This window comes from Pseudomonas sp. T1.Ur (assembly GCF_023516725.1).
GTDB lineage: Bacteria > Pseudomonadota > Gammaproteobacteria > Pseudomonadales > Pseudomonadaceae > Aquipseudomonas > Aquipseudomonas alvandae.
Genome location: NZ_JAMGSN010000001.1, coordinates 1,294,281 through 1,310,488 on the forward strand (window position 1 = coordinate 1,294,281; position 16,208 = coordinate 1,310,488).

Genomic DNA, 16,208 nt, shown 5'->3' on the forward strand with positions numbered 1-16,208 from the left:
AGCTTGCAGCTTGCAGCTTGCAGCTTGCAGCTGCCTTATTTGAACCGCCGCTCCACCCCTTTCTCCACCAGGATCTTCGCCGAAATCTCTTCCACGGAAAAATGCGTGGAGTTGATGTGGGGAATGTTCTCCCGCCGGAACAGGTTCTCCACTTCGCGCACTTCGAACTCGCACTGGGCGTAGCTTGAGTAGCGGCTGTTGGGCTTGCGCTCGTTGCGGATCGCGGTGAGGCGGTCGGGATCGATGGTCAAGCCGAACAACTTGTGCTGGTGGGCGCGCAGGGCGTTGGGCAGTTGCAGGCGCTCCATGTCGTCTTCGGTCAGCGGATAGTTGGCCGCGCGGATGCCGAATTGCATCGCCATATACAGGCACGTCGGCGTCTTACCACACCGCGACACACCCACTAGGATCAGGTCGGCCTTGTCGTAATAATGCGTGCGGGCGCCGTCATCGTTGTCCAGCGCGAAGTTGACCGCCTCGATCCGCTCCATGTAGTTGGAGTTGTGGCCAATGGAATGGGACTTGCCGACCGAGTAGGAAGAATGCTCGCTCAGCTCCTGCTCCAGGGGCGCCAGGAACGTGGAAAAAATGTCGATCATGAAACCATTCGACGTTGCAAGAATCTCACGGATGTCTTGATTGACGATGGTGTCGAAGATAATCGGCCGGAAACCGTCGGTTTCGGCGGCTTTATTGATTTGCTGTACCATGGCCCGCGCCTTGTCGACGCTGTCGATGTACGGGCGTATGAATTTGGCGAAGGTAATGTTTTCGAACTGTGCCAACAGGCTTTGGCCTAGCGTTTCGGCCGTGATGCCGGTGCCGTCGGAGATAAAGAAAGCAGATCGTTTCATTTGCGCCTTGGGCCTTAAGCTAGTGAGCTAGTCACGATTCTTGGATATGATAGGCGCGATTTGCCGGCCGCCCGTGGCCCGCATTCTCACTTATTTTCCAGGTCCAGGCCATATCGCCGGCTAGCGCTCCCCTGGAGCCGTCGGTGCCTTGAGCTTTTCCAACACAGTTAGTGGAGAGATCACCTTGGTAGAGTACGTAGTTTCCCTCGATAAGCTCGGCGTCCATGATGTAGAGCATGTGGGGGGCAAGAACGCATCCCTGGGCGAGATGATCAGTAACCTCGCCGGCGCCGGCGTCTCGGTGCCAGGTGGCTTCGCCACGACCGCCCAGGCTTATCGTGATTTCCTGGAACTGAGCGGCCTGAACCAGCAGATCCACGATGCGCTCGATGCCCTGGATGTCGACGACGTCAATGCCTTGGCCAAGACCGGCGCCCAGATCCGCCAATGGATCATGGAAGCCGAGTTCCCCGAGAAACTGAACGCCGAGATTCGCACCGCTTTCGCCAAGCTCTCCGAAGGCAACCCCGACATCGCCGTCGCCGTGCGCTCCTCGGCCACCGCCGAAGACTTGCCGGACGCCTCGTTCGCAGGCCAGCAAGAGACCTTCCTGAACATCCGTGGCGTGGAAAACGTCATCCGGGCCGCCAAGGAAGTCTTCGCCTCCCTTTTCAACGACCGTGCCATTTCCTACCGCGTGCACCAGGGCTTCGACCACAAATTGGTCGCCCTGTCCGCCGGTGTGCAGCGCATGGTCCGCTCCGAAACCGGCACCGCCGGCGTGATGTTCACCCTCGACACCGAGTCGGGCTTCCGTGACGTGGTGTTTATCACCGGCGCCTACGGCCTGGGTGAAACCGTCGTGCAAGGCGCGGTGAACCCGGATGAATTCTATGTCCACAAAGGCACGCTGGAAGCCGGCCGTCCGGCCATCCTGCGCCGCAACCTGGGCAGCAAGGCCATTAAGATGGTCTACGGCGACGAAGCCAAGGCCGGTCGTTCGGTCAAGACCGTAGATGTGGACAAGGCCGATCGCGCGCGCTTTTGCCTGACCGACGCCGAAGTCAGCGAACTGGCCAAGCAGGCGATGATCATCGAGAAGCACTACAAGTGCCCGATGGACATCGAATGGGCCAAGGACGGTGACGACGGCAAGCTGTACATCGTGCAGGCCCGTCCGGAAACCGTGAAGAGCCGCACCCAGGCCAATGTCATGGAGCGCTACCTGCTCAAGGAAACCGGCACCGTGCTGGTGGAGGGCCGCGCCATCGGCCAGCGCATCGGCGCCGGCAAGGTGCGGATCATCAAGGACGTCTCGGAAATGGACAAGGTCCAGGCCGGCGACGTATTGGTGTCCGACATGACCGACCCGGACTGGGAACCGGTGATGAAGCGCGCCAGTGCCATCGTCACCAACCGTGGCGGCCGTACCTGCCACGCGGCGATCATCGCCCGTGAGCTGGGCATTCCGGCCGTGGTCGGTTGCGGCAACGCCACCGAGCTGCTCAAGGACGGCCAGGGCGTGACCGTTTCCTGTGCCGAAGGCGACACCGGCTATATCTTCGAAGGCGAGCTGGGCTTCGACATCAAGAAAAACTCCGTGGACGCGATGCCGGAGCTGCCGTTCAAGATCATGATGAACGTCGGCAACCCGGACCGCGCCTTTGACTTCGCGCAGTTGCCGAACGCCGGCGTGGGCTTGGCCCGCCTGGAATTCATCATCAACCGCATGATCGGCGTGCACCCCAAGGCATTGCTGAACTACGACGGCCTGCCGCAGGAAATCAAGGACAGCGTCGACAAGCGCATTGCCGGCTACGACGATCCGGTCGGTTTCTATGTCGAGAAACTGGTGGAAGGCATCAGCACCCTGGCGGCGGCGTTCTGGCCGAAAAAGGTCATCGTGCGCCTGTCGGACTTCAAGTCCAACGAATACGCCAACCTGATCGGCGGCAAGCTCTATGAGCCGGAAGAAGAGAACCCGATGCTGGGCTTCCGTGGTGCTTCGCGCTACATCAGCGAGTCGTTCCGCGATTGCTTCGAACTCGAATGCCGCGCCCTCAAGCGCGTGCGCAACGAGATGGGCTTGAGCAACGTCGAGATCATGGTGCCGTTCGTGCGGACCCTCGGCGAAGCGAGCCAAGTGGTCGACCTGCTGGCGGAAAACGGCCTGGCCCGTGGCGAAAACGGCTTGCGCGTGATCATGATGTGCGAACTGCCGTCCAACGCGATCCTGGCCGAGGAATTCCTCGAATTCTTCGACGGCTTCTCCATCGGTTCCAACGACCTGACCCAGCTGACCTTGGGCCTGGACCGGGATTCCGGGATCATCGCCCACCTGTTCGACGAGCGTAACCCGGCGGTCAAGAAGCTGCTGGCCAATGCCATTGCTGCCTGCAACAAGGCCGGCAAGTACATCGGCATCTGCGGCCAGGGCCCTTCGGACCACCCGGACCTGGCCAAGTGGCTGATGGAGCAGGGCATCGAAAGCGTTTCGTTGAACCCGGACTCCGTGCTGGAGACCTGGTTCTTCCTGGCTGAGGGTCAGGCTGCGGTCTGATCGAGTGAAGGGGCCGCGCCGATAATATAAGCCGGATAACCTTTGTGGGAGCGAGCTTGCTCGCGATAGCGGAGTGTCAGCTAGCATTGATGTTGCTGACCCACCGCCATCGCGAGCAAGCTCGCTCCCACAGGGTCCATGGCTGTCAGTCTATCGGTCCCTTTTGATTTGAAGTAGGGCGGGCTCCACAAGGAAGCCGCCCTTTTTTGTGCAAGAGCCTCATGCAAAGCAGCAGCAATCTATTTCCCGTCGCCCTGATCAGCGCCGAGCGGCGCGGTGATCTGAGCGAAGATGTCTATCGCCTCAAGCCCGGCAACAGCCCGGACTACAGTGTCGAGCTGGCCGTCACCCGGCTGGGCATGGCCGATGCCGGCGAAAGCCGTGGTGTCCCGGTGATCCTGTTGCACGGCAGTTTTTCCAACCGACGCTTCTGGTACTCGCCCAAGGGCCTTGGCCTGGGGGCGTACCTGGCACGCCTGGGCTTCGATGTCTGGATACCCGAGATGCGCGGCCATGGGTTGTCCCAGCGTAACCAGGGTTATCGCAACAACCGCGTGGCCGACTACGCCCGTTATGACTTGCCAGCCATTGGTGCCTTCGTGCGTGAGCAAAGCGGGCAGGTGCCCCATTGGATCGGCCATTCCCTGGGCGGCATCACCCTGGCAGCAGCCCTGGGCGGCCATTACCTGGGCGCGCCTGCCGTGGCGTCGACGGCATTTTTTGGCACACAGGTCAGCCGCACCTATTGGCCGTTGAAAATCCCGCCGGTGGAATGGAGCGGGCGCTTCATTCTCAAGCGTTTCGCGCAATTGTCTGGCGCCAGGCTCAAGCGCGGTCCCGAGGATGAGCCCATTGGCCTGGCCCTGGAGAGCATGCGCTGGTACGGCCTGTTCGGGCGTTTCGGCGATGCCGAGAAAAATTGGTGGGCAGGCCTGGCCGATGTGCAGGTGCCGGTCCTGGCCGTGAGTGCGGCCGGCGATCACCAGGATCCCACCTGGGCGTGTCGAAAATTGTTCGAGCAGATCGGTTCCGAGCACAAGCAGTTTGTCTGCCTGGGACGGGAACAGGGCTTCACCGGTGATTTTGGACATGTCGAGATGCTCGTCAGCAAGGCTGCGCAAGCGGAGGTCTGGCCGCTGGTGGCGCGCTGGCTGCAAGACCAGCAGGCGTCATTGCTGGCGGATCAGCCCAGGCTGGCCGAAGCGGTCTGATACCGAGGCTCTGGCCAGGGGCATTTCGCTCTGGCCGGCTTGCGGCTAAGATATGACGCGCTACGTTGTTCCGGTCACAAACGGTTGTTCAGTCAGCCAGACGTTCAAGCCCAGCAGGAGTTGTTCGATGAACCATTACCTCACGCCCGACCTGTGCGATGCCTACCCGGACCTGGTGCAAGTCCTGGAACCGATGTTCAGCAATTTCGGTGGCCGCGATTCCTTTGGCGGTGAAATCGTCACCATCAAGTGCTTCGAGGACAACTCGCGGGTCAAGGAACAGGTTGAACTCGACGGCAAGGGCAAGGTGTTGGTAGTCGACGGCGGTGGATCCCTGCGCCGGGCGTTGCTGGGCGACATGCTGGCCGAAAAAGCTGCGAAAAACGGCTGGGAAGGGCTGGTGATCTACGGTTGCATCCGCGACGTCGACGTCATCGCCCAGACCGACCTCGGCGTCCAGGCCCTGGCCAGCCACCCGATGAAGACTGATCGGCGTGGCGTCGGCGAGCTCAACGTGGCAGTGACCTTCGCTGGCGTGACCTTCCGTCCGGGCGAATATGTCTACGCGGACAACAACGGCGTGATCGTCTCGCCGAGCCCGCTGAAAATGCCTGAATAAGCGTCTTAGCCATAAGGGATGAGGATGTTCGAGGAAGAAAACGCGCAATGGGGGCTGGTGCATGCCCTGGTGCTGGATGGAAAAGGCGGCGCGCGTTCGATAGCCCGGACCGAACTTGACGATCTGCAACTGCAGGCCCACGAAAGCCTGTGGCTGCATTGGGATCGCAGTCATCCGCAGACCCATACGTGGTTGCGCAAATCCAGTGGCTTGAGTGAGTTCAACTGCGACCTGCTGCTGGAGGAGAACACCCGGCCGCGCCTGCTGCCGCTGCCCAACGCCGAGCTGCTGCTGTTTTTGCGTGGAATCAACCTGAACCCGGGCGCCGAGCCGGAAGACATGGTCTCGGTGCGCATCTTCGCCGCCGCCCAGCGGGTGATTTCCCTGCGGCTGCGGCCGTTGCGCGCCACCGATGAGTTGCTGGCCGAGCTGGCCGAGGGCAAGGGGCCCAAGACTGCGTCGGAACTCATCCTTTATATGGCGCAGTACCTGACCAACAAAGTGCAGGACCTGGTGACGTGCCTGTCTGAAATCGTCGATGGCGAGGAAGAAAAACTCGACACCGACGAACGGTATACCCCTGAGCATGACGCCATCCTGCACATCCGCCGGAGGGCCGCCGGGCTGAAGCGGTTCCTGGCGCCGCAACGGGATATTTTCGGGCAGATGTCGCGAACCAAGTTGCCCTGGTTTGTCGAGGACGATGGCGACTACTGGAATGAATTGAACAACAGCCTGACCCGTTACCTCGAAGAGCTGGAATTGACCCGAGAGCGCGTGGGGCTTGTGCTGGAGGCCGAGGACCGACGTCTTTCGGTGCGCATGAACCGCACCATGTACCGCTTCGGCATCATCACCGGGATTTTCCTGCCGATGAGTTTTCTTACCGGGCTTCTGGGTATCAACGTCGGCGGCATTCCGTTTTCCGAAAGCCCCTACGGCTTCATGGTCGCCTGCCTGCTGATGGTCTGCGTGGCCCTGGGGCAATGGTGGCTGTTCCGCCGTTTGCGTTGGGTGTGATGGGATTTCATGTGACCCGGCGAAATTTGATCGCGTCTTCCACAGACATCACGAGAGGTGCGTATGCACGATCCGTTTGAACAGTCTCTGCGCGACATGCTCAAGGCCTCGCCGTCCAGCCGGGACGATGACGCCTGCCTGGGCCGTGTACTCAAGACCGCCAACCGCCAGGTCGGCGCTGGCGATCTGTTCAGCCTGCTGGGCCGTTGGCTGCCCGCGCTGATGATCGCCCTGAACAACGGGTCGGCCCACGTCTCGCCGGTTTCCCGTCGCAAACCTGTTACTCGCACCGCTGATAAGGCTGACTGAATATGGAACTCGATCTCTGGACCCAGAGCCTCGTCACGGCAATGACCGCGTTGTGGACCAAGGTGGCTAATTTCATTCCCAATCTCTTCGGTGCCCTGGTGGTGCTGTTGTTGGGCTTCGTCGTGGCCAAGCTGCTGGACACATTGCTTTCCAAACTGCTCGCCAAGTTGGGCCTCGATCGCCTGATGGGCGGCACTGGCCTGACCAAGCTGTTGTCCCGTGGCGGCATCCAGGTGCCGATCTCCACGCTGGTGGGCAAGATCGTCTATTGGTTTGTCCTGCTTATATTCCTGGTCTCCGCCGCTGAGTCCCTGGGACTGGAGCGCGTTTCGGCGACCCTCGACATGCTGGCGCTGTATTTGCCGAAGGTCTTCGGTGCCGCGCTGGTGCTGCTGGTCGGTGTCTTGCTGGCGCAACTGGCCAACGGGCTGGTGCGCGGCGCGGCCGAGGGGGTTGGGCTGGATTACGCCGCCGGCGTCGGGCGAATTGCCCAGGGCCTGGTGATCATCATCAGTATTTCGGTTGCGATCAGTCAGTTGGAGGTCAAGACAGACCTGCTCAACCATGTGATCGTGATTGTCTTGATTACCGTTGGTCTGGCGGTCGCGCTGGCAATGGGATTGGGAAGCCGGGAAATTGCCGGTCAGATTCTTGCGGGAATCTATGTGCGTGAATTGTATGAGGTTGGGCAACAAGTGCGTGTTGGCGAGGTCGAAGGCCAGATCGAAGAGATCGGCACGGTGAAAACCACATTGCTGACCGAGGAGGGCGAGCTGGTGTCGCTTTCCAATCGGATCCTGCTGGAACAGCATGTGAGTAGCCGCTAACCCGGCAAATCCTGCTAATGTATGCCGCCGCAAAATGCCTGTCATCGCAGATTGCGGCGCACATTGACCTAGACTGTCGGCCCGACTTGTTTTGAACAAACCCCAATCGCTATCCACGCGCTACGACCCCCGTGATCTCTCCGATGAGGAGTTGGTTGCGCGCGCGCATACGGAGCTGTTCCACGTAACACGCGCCTACGAAGAACTGATGCGGCGTTACCAAAGAACATTATTTAACGTTTGTGCACGGTATCTTGGGAACGATCGCGATGCTGACGATGTCTGTCAGGAGGTGATGTTGAAGGTGCTGTACGGCTTGAAGAACTTCGAGGGGAAATCGAAGTTCAAGACGTGGCTATATAGCATCACCTACAACGAATGCATCACACAGTATCGCAAGGAAAGGCGAAAGCGTCGGTTGATGGACGCGTTGAGCCTTGACCCTCTCGAGGAAGCGTCTGAAGAAAAGGCGCCCAAGCCCGAGGAAAAGGGTGGACTCGATCGCTGGCTAGTTTATGTGAACCCGATCGACAGGGAAATTCTGGTGCTACGATTTGTCGCAGAACTGGAATTCCAGGAGATCGCAGACATAATGCACATGGGTTTGAGCGCGACAAAAATGCGTTACAAGCGCGCTCTCGACAAGCTGCGTGAGAAATTTGCAGGCATTGCCGAAACTTAGTTCGGCGCAAATATCTCTTACGTGTAGGCAAGTTCTGATAGACTTGCCGCCGAGTTGTCCCCCGGTTTGCGGGACTGCTTCACAATCACCAGATGGGGATTTAACGGATGAAACTGAAAAACACCTTGGGCTTTGCCATTGGTTCTTTGATTGCTGCCACTTCGTTCGGCGCTCTGGCACAAGGCCAAGGCGCAGTTGAAATCGAAGGCTTCGCCAAGAAAGAGCAATTCGACAGCGCTCGTAACTTCAAGAACAACGGCAACCTGTTCGGCGGTTCGGTTGGTTACTTCCTGACCGACGACGTAGAACTGCGTCTGGCTTACGACGAAGTGCACAACGCACGCACTGACGACGGCACCAACGTCAAGGGCGCCAACACCGCTCTGGACGCTCTGTACCACTTCAACAACCCAGGTGACATGGTTCGTCCTTACGTCTCTGCCGGTTTCTCGGACCAGAGCATCGACCAGAACGGCAGCAACGGTCGTAACCGTTCTACCTTCGCCAACGTCGGTGGCGGCGCCAAGCTGTACTTCACCGAAAACTTCTACGCCCGTGCCGGCGTTGAAGCTCAGTACAACATCGACCAGGGCGACACCGAGTGGGCTCCTAGCGTCGGTATCGGCGTGAACTTCGGTGGCGGCTCCAAGCCAGCTGCTGCTCCAGTTCCAGCTCCGGCTGAAGTCTGCTCCGACAGCGACAACGATGGCGTGTGCGACAACGTCGACAAGTGCCCAGACACCCCAGCCAACGTAACCGTTGACGCTGATGGCTGCCCAGCTGTTGCTGAAGTCGTACGTGTTGAGCTGGACGTCAAGTTCGACTTCGACAAGTCTGTTGTCAAAGAAAACAGCTACGGCGACATCAAGAACCTGGCTGATTTCATGAAGCAGTACCCATCCACCAGCACCACTGTTGAAGGTCACACTGACTCCGTCGGTCCTGACGCTTACAACCAGAAACTGTCTGAGCGTCGTGCAAACGCCGTCAAGCAAGTTCTGACCAACCAGTACGGTGTTGAATCGTCCCGCGTTCAGTCTGTTGGCTACGGCGAATCCCGCCCAGTGGCTGACAACGCCACTGAAGCTGGTCGTGCAGTTAACCGTCGCGTAGAAGCGCAGGTTGAAGCCCAAGCTAAGTAATTAGCCCAAAGCTTTGGAAAAACCCGGCCTAGGCCGGGTTTTTCTTTGCCTGGGATTTGTACAGGGAACATAAAACCTGTGGGAGCGAGCCTGCTCGCGAAGGCGACCCTACTGCCGACTTATCTCCCCCGGCGTACGCAGATCCAACTGTGGGAGCGAGCTTGCTCGCGATGGCTGTGTGTCAGTCATTGTACGTGTGACTGGACCACCGCTATCGCGAGCAAGCTCGCTCCCACAGGTTTTGGGGTTGTCTTTTAGAGGACTGAAGCCTGCGCGAAGGCGGAGGGCGAGGCGGCCAATTCGGCAGCACCGGCCACCGCGCCAATCACCAGGATCGCCGGGCTCTTGAGTTGAAACGCTCCGGCGTCGGTTTCCATCGAGGCCAGGTCGCTGCGGCAGTCGCGCTGATGGGGCAGGGAAGCATTTTCAATCATCGCCACGGGCGTATCCGCCGCGAGGCCACCGGCCAGCAATTGCTCGCGGATTTCGCTGAGTTTTGCCACGCCCATGTACACCACCAGGGTGGTCCCGCCTTGCGCCAGGGCTTGCCAGTTCAGGCTGCTGCCATCCTGGGTGTGGGCGGTGACCAGCGTCACGCCCCGCGCAACGCCGCGCAACGTCAGGGGAATGTCGCACTGGGTGGCGCCGGCAAGCCCTGCGGTGATGCCATTGACCAGTTCCACCTCGACACCACGCTCGCGCAGCCACTGCGCTTCTTCACCGCCCCGGCCGAAAATGCACGGGTCGCCGCCCTTGAGGCGTACCACGCATTTGCCTTGGCGGGCATAACGCAGCATCAACCGGTGAATGAACGCCTGGGGGGTCGAGCGGCAACCGCCGCGCTTGCCTACGGCGATGATGCGTGCACCGGGGCAGTGCTCCAGTACCGCGTCGTTGACCAGGTCATCGATCAACACCACGTCGGCTTCGCCCAAGGCGCGCACGGCTTTGAGGGTCAGCAATTCAGGGTCGCCGGGACCCGCACCCACCAGCCAGACTTTTGCGTTCATAGTGTTTTCCTCACGATATCGCGGCGACCGGTTGCGCGGTGGCAACCAGCAGGCGCTTGATTTCCGGTACGCAGGAACCGCACTGCGTGCCGCAGCCCAGTTCTTTTTTCAGGCCCTGCAAATCCAGGCCGCGCTCGATACCCGCGCACACTGCGCGCTGGCTGACGTTCATGCAGTTGCACAGTGTCTTCCCGCCGCCCATGGCCGCGCCGGCGTTGCCCGGTGGCGCACTCAAAGGCGCCAGCAGCCAACGCCGCAGTTGTTCGTCGGCACGACCTTCCTGCCATAGGTTCTGCAGCCAATGCCGAGCCAGGGTTTCGCCGGCCAGGCGTATGGCGGTGATACGTCCGTTTTCGATCCGCACCCGTTTACCGATGGCGCGACGCGGATCGTCGTAGGCCAATACCGGCCCTTCGATCAGGCCCAGTTGTTCGTCAATCGCCTGCAGCAGTTGCGGTTCGGGTGCAACGGCACTGGCGGCGCGAATCAGCAGCGCGGGACGTTCACGACCGGTCAGGCTAAGGCTGACGTAGGCAAACGCCTCACACAGCGGGCGCAACGTCTCCAAATGTTGTTGGACATCGCCTTCGACCAGGGCGAAAAGTTGCCAGGGCAGGTTCACAGCTTCCAGGCGCACGCCGCTGTGCTTGAGCTCTGGCTGTTTGGATAGAGGATCGAACGCCGGCTGGGTCAAGGTGTTCACCCCACCCTTGAGAAACCGATCGCCCCAGTGCATCGGCAAGAAAGCCTGGCCGGGGCGCACGCTGTCGTCGCTGTCGACGGCCACGATCAGGCTGCCGCGACGGCTCTTGAGGCTGACCAGGTCACCGGCTTGCAGGCGATGGCGAATCAATTCGTCGGGATGCAGGCTGAGCACCGCTTCGTTCACGTGGCCAAACAACTGCGCCGCGGTACCGGTGCGGCTCATGCCGTGCCACTGGTCACGCAAGCGACCGGTGTTCAGGGTCAGCGGATAGCGGGCGTCACGCAATTCCTTGGCGGCGCGATAAGGGTCGGCGACGAATCGGGCACGGCCGCTTTCGGTAGGAAAAATTCCATCTACGTACAAACGGGCGGTGCCGACCGTGGCGCCTTCGCGGAAGGGCCATTGCTGCGGGCCGAGTTGATCGATCAGCGCGTGGCTGATCCCGGACAGGTCCAGGTCGCGACCACGGGTCAGTTGCTTGTATTCATCGAACAACTGGGCCGGCGCGTCAAAGGCGAACAGGCTGGATTGCCCCGGGCGCAGGCGTTTCTCCAGGCGTTGTGCGAAATCCACCGTGATGGCCCAGTCCGGTCGCGCTTCTCCCGGTGCGTTGATTGCCCGGCGAACGTGGGAAATGCGCCGTTCGGAGTTGGTCACCGAACCTTCTTTTTCGCCCCAACTGGCCGCCGGCAGCAGCAGGTCGGCGAACGCGGCGGTCTCGGTGGTGCGGAAGGCCTCTTGCAACACCACGAACGGGCAGGCTTGCAGGGCTTCGCGTACCGCGGCTTGGTCAGGCATCGACTGCGCCGGGTTGGTACAGGCGATCCACAGGGCCTTGATCTTGCCGCTGCGCACGTGATCGAACAGTTCGATCGCACTCAAACCGGTGGTCGCGGGCAGTTGGTCGACGCCCCAGTAATCGGCCACTTCAGTGCGATGCTCCGGGTTGGCGGCTTCGCGATGGCCCGGCAGCAGGTTCGACAGGCTGCCGGTTTCCCGGCCGCCCATGGCGTTGGGCTGGCCCGTCAACGAGAAGGGGCCCGCACCCGGCCGGCCGATCTGGCCGGTGGCCAGGTGCAGATTGATCAGCGCGCTGTTTTTCGCGCTGCCGGCGGTGGACTGGTTCAGGCCCATGCACCACAGCGACAGGAAACTGGGTGAGGTACCGACCCATTCGGCGCATTGGTGCAGGTGTTCGACACTGATACCGCAGAGCTGGGCGACCAGGGTGGGCGTGTAGTCGCGCACCAGGTTCTTCAGGTCCGCGAGGCCTTCTGTGTGAGCCTTGATGAAGCTGCGGTCGATCCAGTCTTCCCACAACAGCAGGTGCAAAATCCCATGGAACAGCGCGACATCGGTGCCCGGCAGGATCGCCAGGTGCAGGTCCGCCAGGTCGCAGGTGTCGGTGCGCCGGGGGTCGATGACGATGATTTTCATCTCTGGCCGGCGGGATTTGGCTTCTTCGAGGCGACGAAACAGGATTGGATGGGCGTAGGCCATGTTACTGCCGACGATCATCACGCAATCGCTCAGCCCCAGGTCTTCGTAGCTGCAGGGTGGGGCGTCAGCGCCGAGGCTGCGTTTGTAGCCCACCACGGCAGAAGACATGCACAGCCGAGAGTTGCTGTCGATGTTGTTGGTGCCGACCAAGGCCCGGGCCAGTTTGTTGAAGGCGTAGTAATCCTCGGTCAGCAATTGGCCGGAGATATAGAACGCCACGCTGTCGGGGCCGTGCTCGGCGATCGTGTCGGCGAATACGCTGGCGGCGTGGTCCAGGGCGCTGTTCCAGTCGGTGCGGCTGCGAGCCAGCCCTTTTCCCAGGCGCAGTTCGGGATACAGGGCGCGGGCGGCTAGATCGCCGGTCAAGTGCAGGGTCGAGCCCTTGCTGCACAATTTGCCGAAGTTGGCCGGGTGGCTGGGATCGCCGCTGACGCCGAGGATGCGCTCGCCGTCATGCTCGATCAGCACGCCACAACCGACCCCGCAATAACAGCAGGTCGAGGCGGTGGTCTGGCGGCTCATGAGCTTGCTTCCCGCAGGGCCAGCATGACACGGCCGTTCTCGACCCGGGCCGAGTGGTGATGGGCGCAACCCACGTCCGGGGCTTGGGCCAGGCCGGTTTCCAGGTCGATCTGCCAGTTGTGCAGCGGGCAGGCCACGCGCTTGCCGTAGATCAGGCCCTGGGACAGTGGGCCGCCCTTGTGTGGGCAGCGGTCATCGAGTGCGAAAACTTCATCGTCACTGGTACGAAAAATCGCGATATCGCCCTTCGGTCCTTGGATGATGCGTGAACCCAGGGCGTTGATTTCGTCCAACGCGCAGATATCCAGCCAGTTCATGCCGGCACCTCCAGGTTTTTCACGGGGATGACCTCGAACTCTTTTTTCAGTTGGGGCTGTTCCAGCCGCTGTTTCCAAGGGTCTTGTTCCAGCGACAGGGAAAACTTCAACCGCTCGTGAAGGGCCTTGCGCCGCTCCGGGTCTTCCAGCACGGCTTTCTTGATGTGCTCCATGCCGACCCGCTGCATGTAATGCACGGTGCGTTCGAGGTAGAAGGCTTCTTCGCGGTAGAGCTGCAGGAAAGCACCGTTGTATTCGCGCACTTCTTCGGCGGTCTTGAGCTTGACGAAGAATTCGGCGACCTCGGTCTTGATCCCGCCGTTGCCGCCGATGTACATCTCCCACCCGGAATCGACGCCGATGATTCCTACATCCTTGATGCCCGCTTCCGAGCAGTTGCGCGGGCAACCGGAGACGGCCAGCTTCACCTTGTGCGGCGACCACATGTTGAACAGGTCGTGCTCCAGCTCGATCCCCAACTGAGTGGAGTTCTGCGTGCCGAAGCGGCAGAACTCGCTGCCCACGCAGGTCTTCACGGTGCGGATGGATTTGCCGTAGGCGTGGCCGGACGGCATGTCGAGGTCTTTCCACACGCCGGGCAGGTCTTGCTTCTTGATGCCCAGCAAATCGATGCGCTGACCGCCAGTGACCTTGACCATGGGTACGTTGTATTTGTCGGCCACATCGGCAATGCGCCGCAGTTCGGACGGGTTGGTCACGCCGCCCCACATCCGCGGGACCACGGAATAGGTGCCGTCTTTCTGGATGTTGGCGTGGGCGCGTTCGTTGATCAGGCGCGACTGCGGATCGTCCTGGGCTTCCCCAGGCCAGGTGGAAATCAGGTAGTAGTTCAGGGCCGGACGGCAGGTGGCGCAGCCGTTCGGGGAGCGCCAGTTCAGGTAGCTCATGGTCCCGGCGATGGTCAGCAGATGCTGGTCACGGATCGCCTGGCGAATCTGGCCGTGGTTGAGGTCGCTGCAACCGCAGATGGCTTTTTCGCTTTTCGGCTTGACGTCCGCCGCGCCGCCGACGGTGTTGATCAGGATCTGCTCCACCAGCCCGGCGCAGGAGCCGCAGGAACTGGCGGCCTTGGTGTGTTTTTTCACGTCATCGACGCTGAACAGCCCGTGTTCCTGGATGGCCTTGACGATGGTGCCCTTGCACACACCGTTGCAGCCGCAGACTTCGGCGGTGTCGGCCATGCTCATGGCTTTGTCCTGGCCCTGGTGGCCTACGTCGCCTAAGGCGTTTTCCCCGAACATCAGGTGATCGCGGATCTCGCTGATGGCGTGATTCTCACGGATCTGGCGGAAATACCAGCCGCCATCCGCCGTATCGCCGTACAGACAGGCACCGACCAGCACGTCATCCTTGATCACCAGCTTCTTGTAGACGCCGCCGATGGGGTCGGAAAGGGTGATGGTCTCGGTGCCTTCGCCGCCCATGAAGTCGCCGGCGGAGAACAGGTCGATGCCGGTGACTTTCAACTTGGTCGACGTCACCGAACCCTTGTAAGTGGCGAAGCCCAGTTGCGCGAGGTGGTTGGCGCAGACCTTGGCTTGCTCGAACAGCGGCGCCACCAGGCCGTAGGCGGTGCCGCGGTGGCTGGCGCATTCGCCGATGGCGTAGATGCGCGGGTCGTAGGTCTGCAGGGTGTCGTTGACCAGGATCCCGCGGTTGCACGGGATGCCGGCTTTTTCCGCCAGTTCGGTGTTGGGGCGGATGCCGGCGGCCATCACCACCAGGTCGGCGGGAATGATGTCGCCGTTCTTGAACTGGACCGAGCCGACCCGGCCATTGCCGGCGTCGTGCAGGGCCTGGGTCTGCTCGCTGAGACGGAATTTCAGGCCACGGCTTTCCAGGGCGGTTTGCAGCAATTGGCCGCTGGTCTTGTCCAGTTGCCGTTCCAGCAGCCATTCACCGATGTGCACGACGGTCACGTCCATCCCGCGCAGCTTCAAGCCGTTGGCGGCTTCCAGGCCGAGCAGGCCACCGCCGATCACCACCGCGTGCTTGTGGGTCTTGGCGGTGTTGATCATCGCCTGGGTGTCGGCGATGTCGCGGTAGCCGATCACGCCGTCCAGGGTGTTGCCGGGGATCGGCAGGATGAACGGCGTGGAGCCGGTGGCGATCAGCAAGCGGTCGTATTCGGCTTCGCTGCCGTCTTCGGCGATGACCCGGCGCTTGACCCGGTCGATCTCCACGACCTTGCGGTTGAGCAGCAGCTTGATGTTGTTGTCCAGGTACCAGCTCAGGTCGTTGAGCACGATCTCTTCGAAGGTCTGCTCGCCGGCCAGTACCGGCGAGAGCAGGATGCGGTTGTAGTTGGTGTGGGGCTCGGCACCGAACACCGTGATGTCGTAGAGCTCGTTGCTCAGCTTGAGCAGTTCCTCGAGGGTTCGAACCCCGGCCATGCCGTTGCCGATCATCACCAGTTTGAGTTTTTTCATCAGGGTTCTCCGCGGGCTCAGGCCTGTCTCATCACGGCGGTCAGGCTGGCTCGGCAATTTTTTCGAAAACAAAAAAAGGCGTCCCGCTAGCAAAACTAGCGAGGACGCCTTTGTCCTGGTCCCGTTCTCTCGGGAAGCACCGCCCTCATCGTTGAAGGCGTTGCCAAATGTATGTTGATGGACGTTATGCAGCGGTTGTGCCAAGTGGCCCGGGTGCCTGGATCTACTGGCCGATTCCCAGGTCGGGCGAGTGGCCGGGGAATTTATTGCACCGAATCAAAGCGTATTGCCCAGTAATGGAGCGTCGGGCCCGATGGCTTGGTAATGGCAGGCAAGCGGTCAGTGCGTGGGGGCCTGGATCCCGGTCGATCAGCGCTTGCTGACACTTATTCCCAATCGCTAATTTTTCCGGTTTGCATTCGTTTCATAGGGACGACATGCCTTTGTGCCTTGTGCCCACTGATTCCGGATACCCAGAA

The 16,208-nt window shown here is 60.9% G+C and carries 13 protein-coding genes; 8 read left to right on the top strand and 5 right to left on the bottom strand.

What is annotated here, in order from left to right:
* Nucleotides 1-35 precede the first annotated feature (35 nt).
* On the bottom strand, nucleotides 36-854 hold the full coding sequence (gene ppsR / locus M8Q45_RS05990; protein ID WP_188251198.1) for a posphoenolpyruvate synthetase regulatory kinase/phosphorylase PpsR: 819 nt from the start codon (nucleotides 852-854) through the stop codon (nucleotides 36-38).
* Between the two features lie 184 nt (nucleotides 855-1,038).
* Here ppsR and ppsA point away from each other — a divergent pair, with 184 nt between their 5' ends.
* The 8 genes from ppsA to M8Q45_RS06030 all read left to right on the top strand — a co-directional run bounded on the left by ppsA (nucleotide 1,039) and on the right by M8Q45_RS06030 (nucleotide 9,224).
* Nucleotides 1,039-3,414 (top strand): phosphoenolpyruvate synthase, encoded by a 2,376-nt coding sequence (ppsA, locus tag M8Q45_RS05995; protein ID WP_249873932.1) that lies wholly within the window; start codon nucleotides 1,039-1,041, stop codon nucleotides 3,412-3,414.
* Between the two features lie 221 nt (nucleotides 3,415-3,635).
* Entirely contained in the window at nucleotides 3,636-4,625 is a 990-nt protein-coding gene (locus tag M8Q45_RS06000) for an alpha/beta fold hydrolase (RefSeq protein ID WP_249873933.1), read from the top strand.
* Nucleotides 4,626-4,752: 127 nt separating this feature from the next.
* Complete coding sequence (gene rraA / locus M8Q45_RS06005) at nucleotides 4,753-5,244, top strand: ribonuclease E activity regulator RraA (protein ID WP_030141937.1); 492 nt, start codon at nucleotides 4,753-4,755, stop codon at nucleotides 5,242-5,244.
* A 24-nt stretch (nucleotides 5,245-5,268) separates the two neighbouring features.
* A complete protein-coding gene (cmaX, locus tag M8Q45_RS06010) occupies nucleotides 5,269-6,264 on the top strand; it encodes a divalent cation transporter CmaX (protein ID WP_249873934.1) in 996 nt (331 codons plus the stop codon).
* A gap of 63 nt (nucleotides 6,265-6,327) precedes the next feature.
* Nucleotides 6,328-6,573 (top strand): hypothetical protein, encoded by a 246-nt coding sequence (locus M8Q45_RS06015; protein WP_014337331.1) that lies wholly within the window; start codon nucleotides 6,328-6,330, stop codon nucleotides 6,571-6,573.
* Nucleotides 6,574-6,575: 2 nt separating this feature from the next.
* Entirely contained in the window at nucleotides 6,576-7,400 is an 825-nt protein-coding gene (locus M8Q45_RS06020; protein ID WP_003199523.1) for a mechanosensitive ion channel family protein, read from the top strand.
* Nucleotides 7,401-7,491: 91 nt separating this feature from the next.
* Complete coding sequence (gene sigX, locus M8Q45_RS06025) at nucleotides 7,492-8,082, top strand: RNA polymerase sigma factor SigX (RefSeq protein WP_025212681.1); 591 nt, start codon at nucleotides 7,492-7,494, stop codon at nucleotides 8,080-8,082.
* A 107-nt stretch (nucleotides 8,083-8,189) separates the two neighbouring features.
* Nucleotides 8,190-9,224: an OmpA family protein gene (locus tag M8Q45_RS06030; RefSeq protein WP_181288936.1), complete on the top strand. Its 1,035-nt coding sequence runs from the start codon at nucleotides 8,190-8,192 to the stop codon at nucleotides 9,222-9,224.
* A gap of 254 nt (nucleotides 9,225-9,478) precedes the next feature.
* On the opposite strand, the gene cobA is transcribed toward M8Q45_RS06030, so the two are convergent.
* Genes cobA through nirB form a run of 4 tightly spaced genes read right to left on the bottom strand, consistent with a single transcriptional unit; the run spans nucleotide 9,479 to nucleotide 15,729 of the window.
* A complete protein-coding gene (gene cobA, locus M8Q45_RS06035; protein WP_249873935.1) occupies nucleotides 9,479-10,234 on the bottom strand; it encodes a uroporphyrinogen-III C-methyltransferase in 756 nt (251 codons plus the stop codon).
* Nucleotides 10,235-10,244: 10 nt separating this feature from the next.
* Nucleotides 10,245-12,962: a nitrate reductase gene (locus M8Q45_RS06040; RefSeq protein ID WP_249873936.1), complete on the bottom strand. Its 2,718-nt coding sequence runs from the start codon at nucleotides 12,960-12,962 to the stop codon at nucleotides 10,245-10,247.
* Nucleotides 12,959-13,279, bottom strand: a complete 321-nt coding sequence (nirD, locus tag M8Q45_RS06045; protein WP_030141942.1) for a nitrite reductase small subunit NirD — start codon at nucleotides 13,277-13,279, stop codon at nucleotides 12,959-12,961. The genes M8Q45_RS06040 and nirD overlap by 4 nt, the downstream gene beginning before the upstream one ends.
* Entirely contained in the window at nucleotides 13,276-15,729 is a 2,454-nt protein-coding gene (nirB, locus tag M8Q45_RS06050) for a nitrite reductase large subunit NirB (RefSeq protein ID WP_249873937.1), read from the bottom strand. Before nirB ends, nirD begins: the two co-directional genes overlap by 4 nt.
* Between the last annotated feature and the right edge of the window lie 479 nt (nucleotides 15,730-16,208).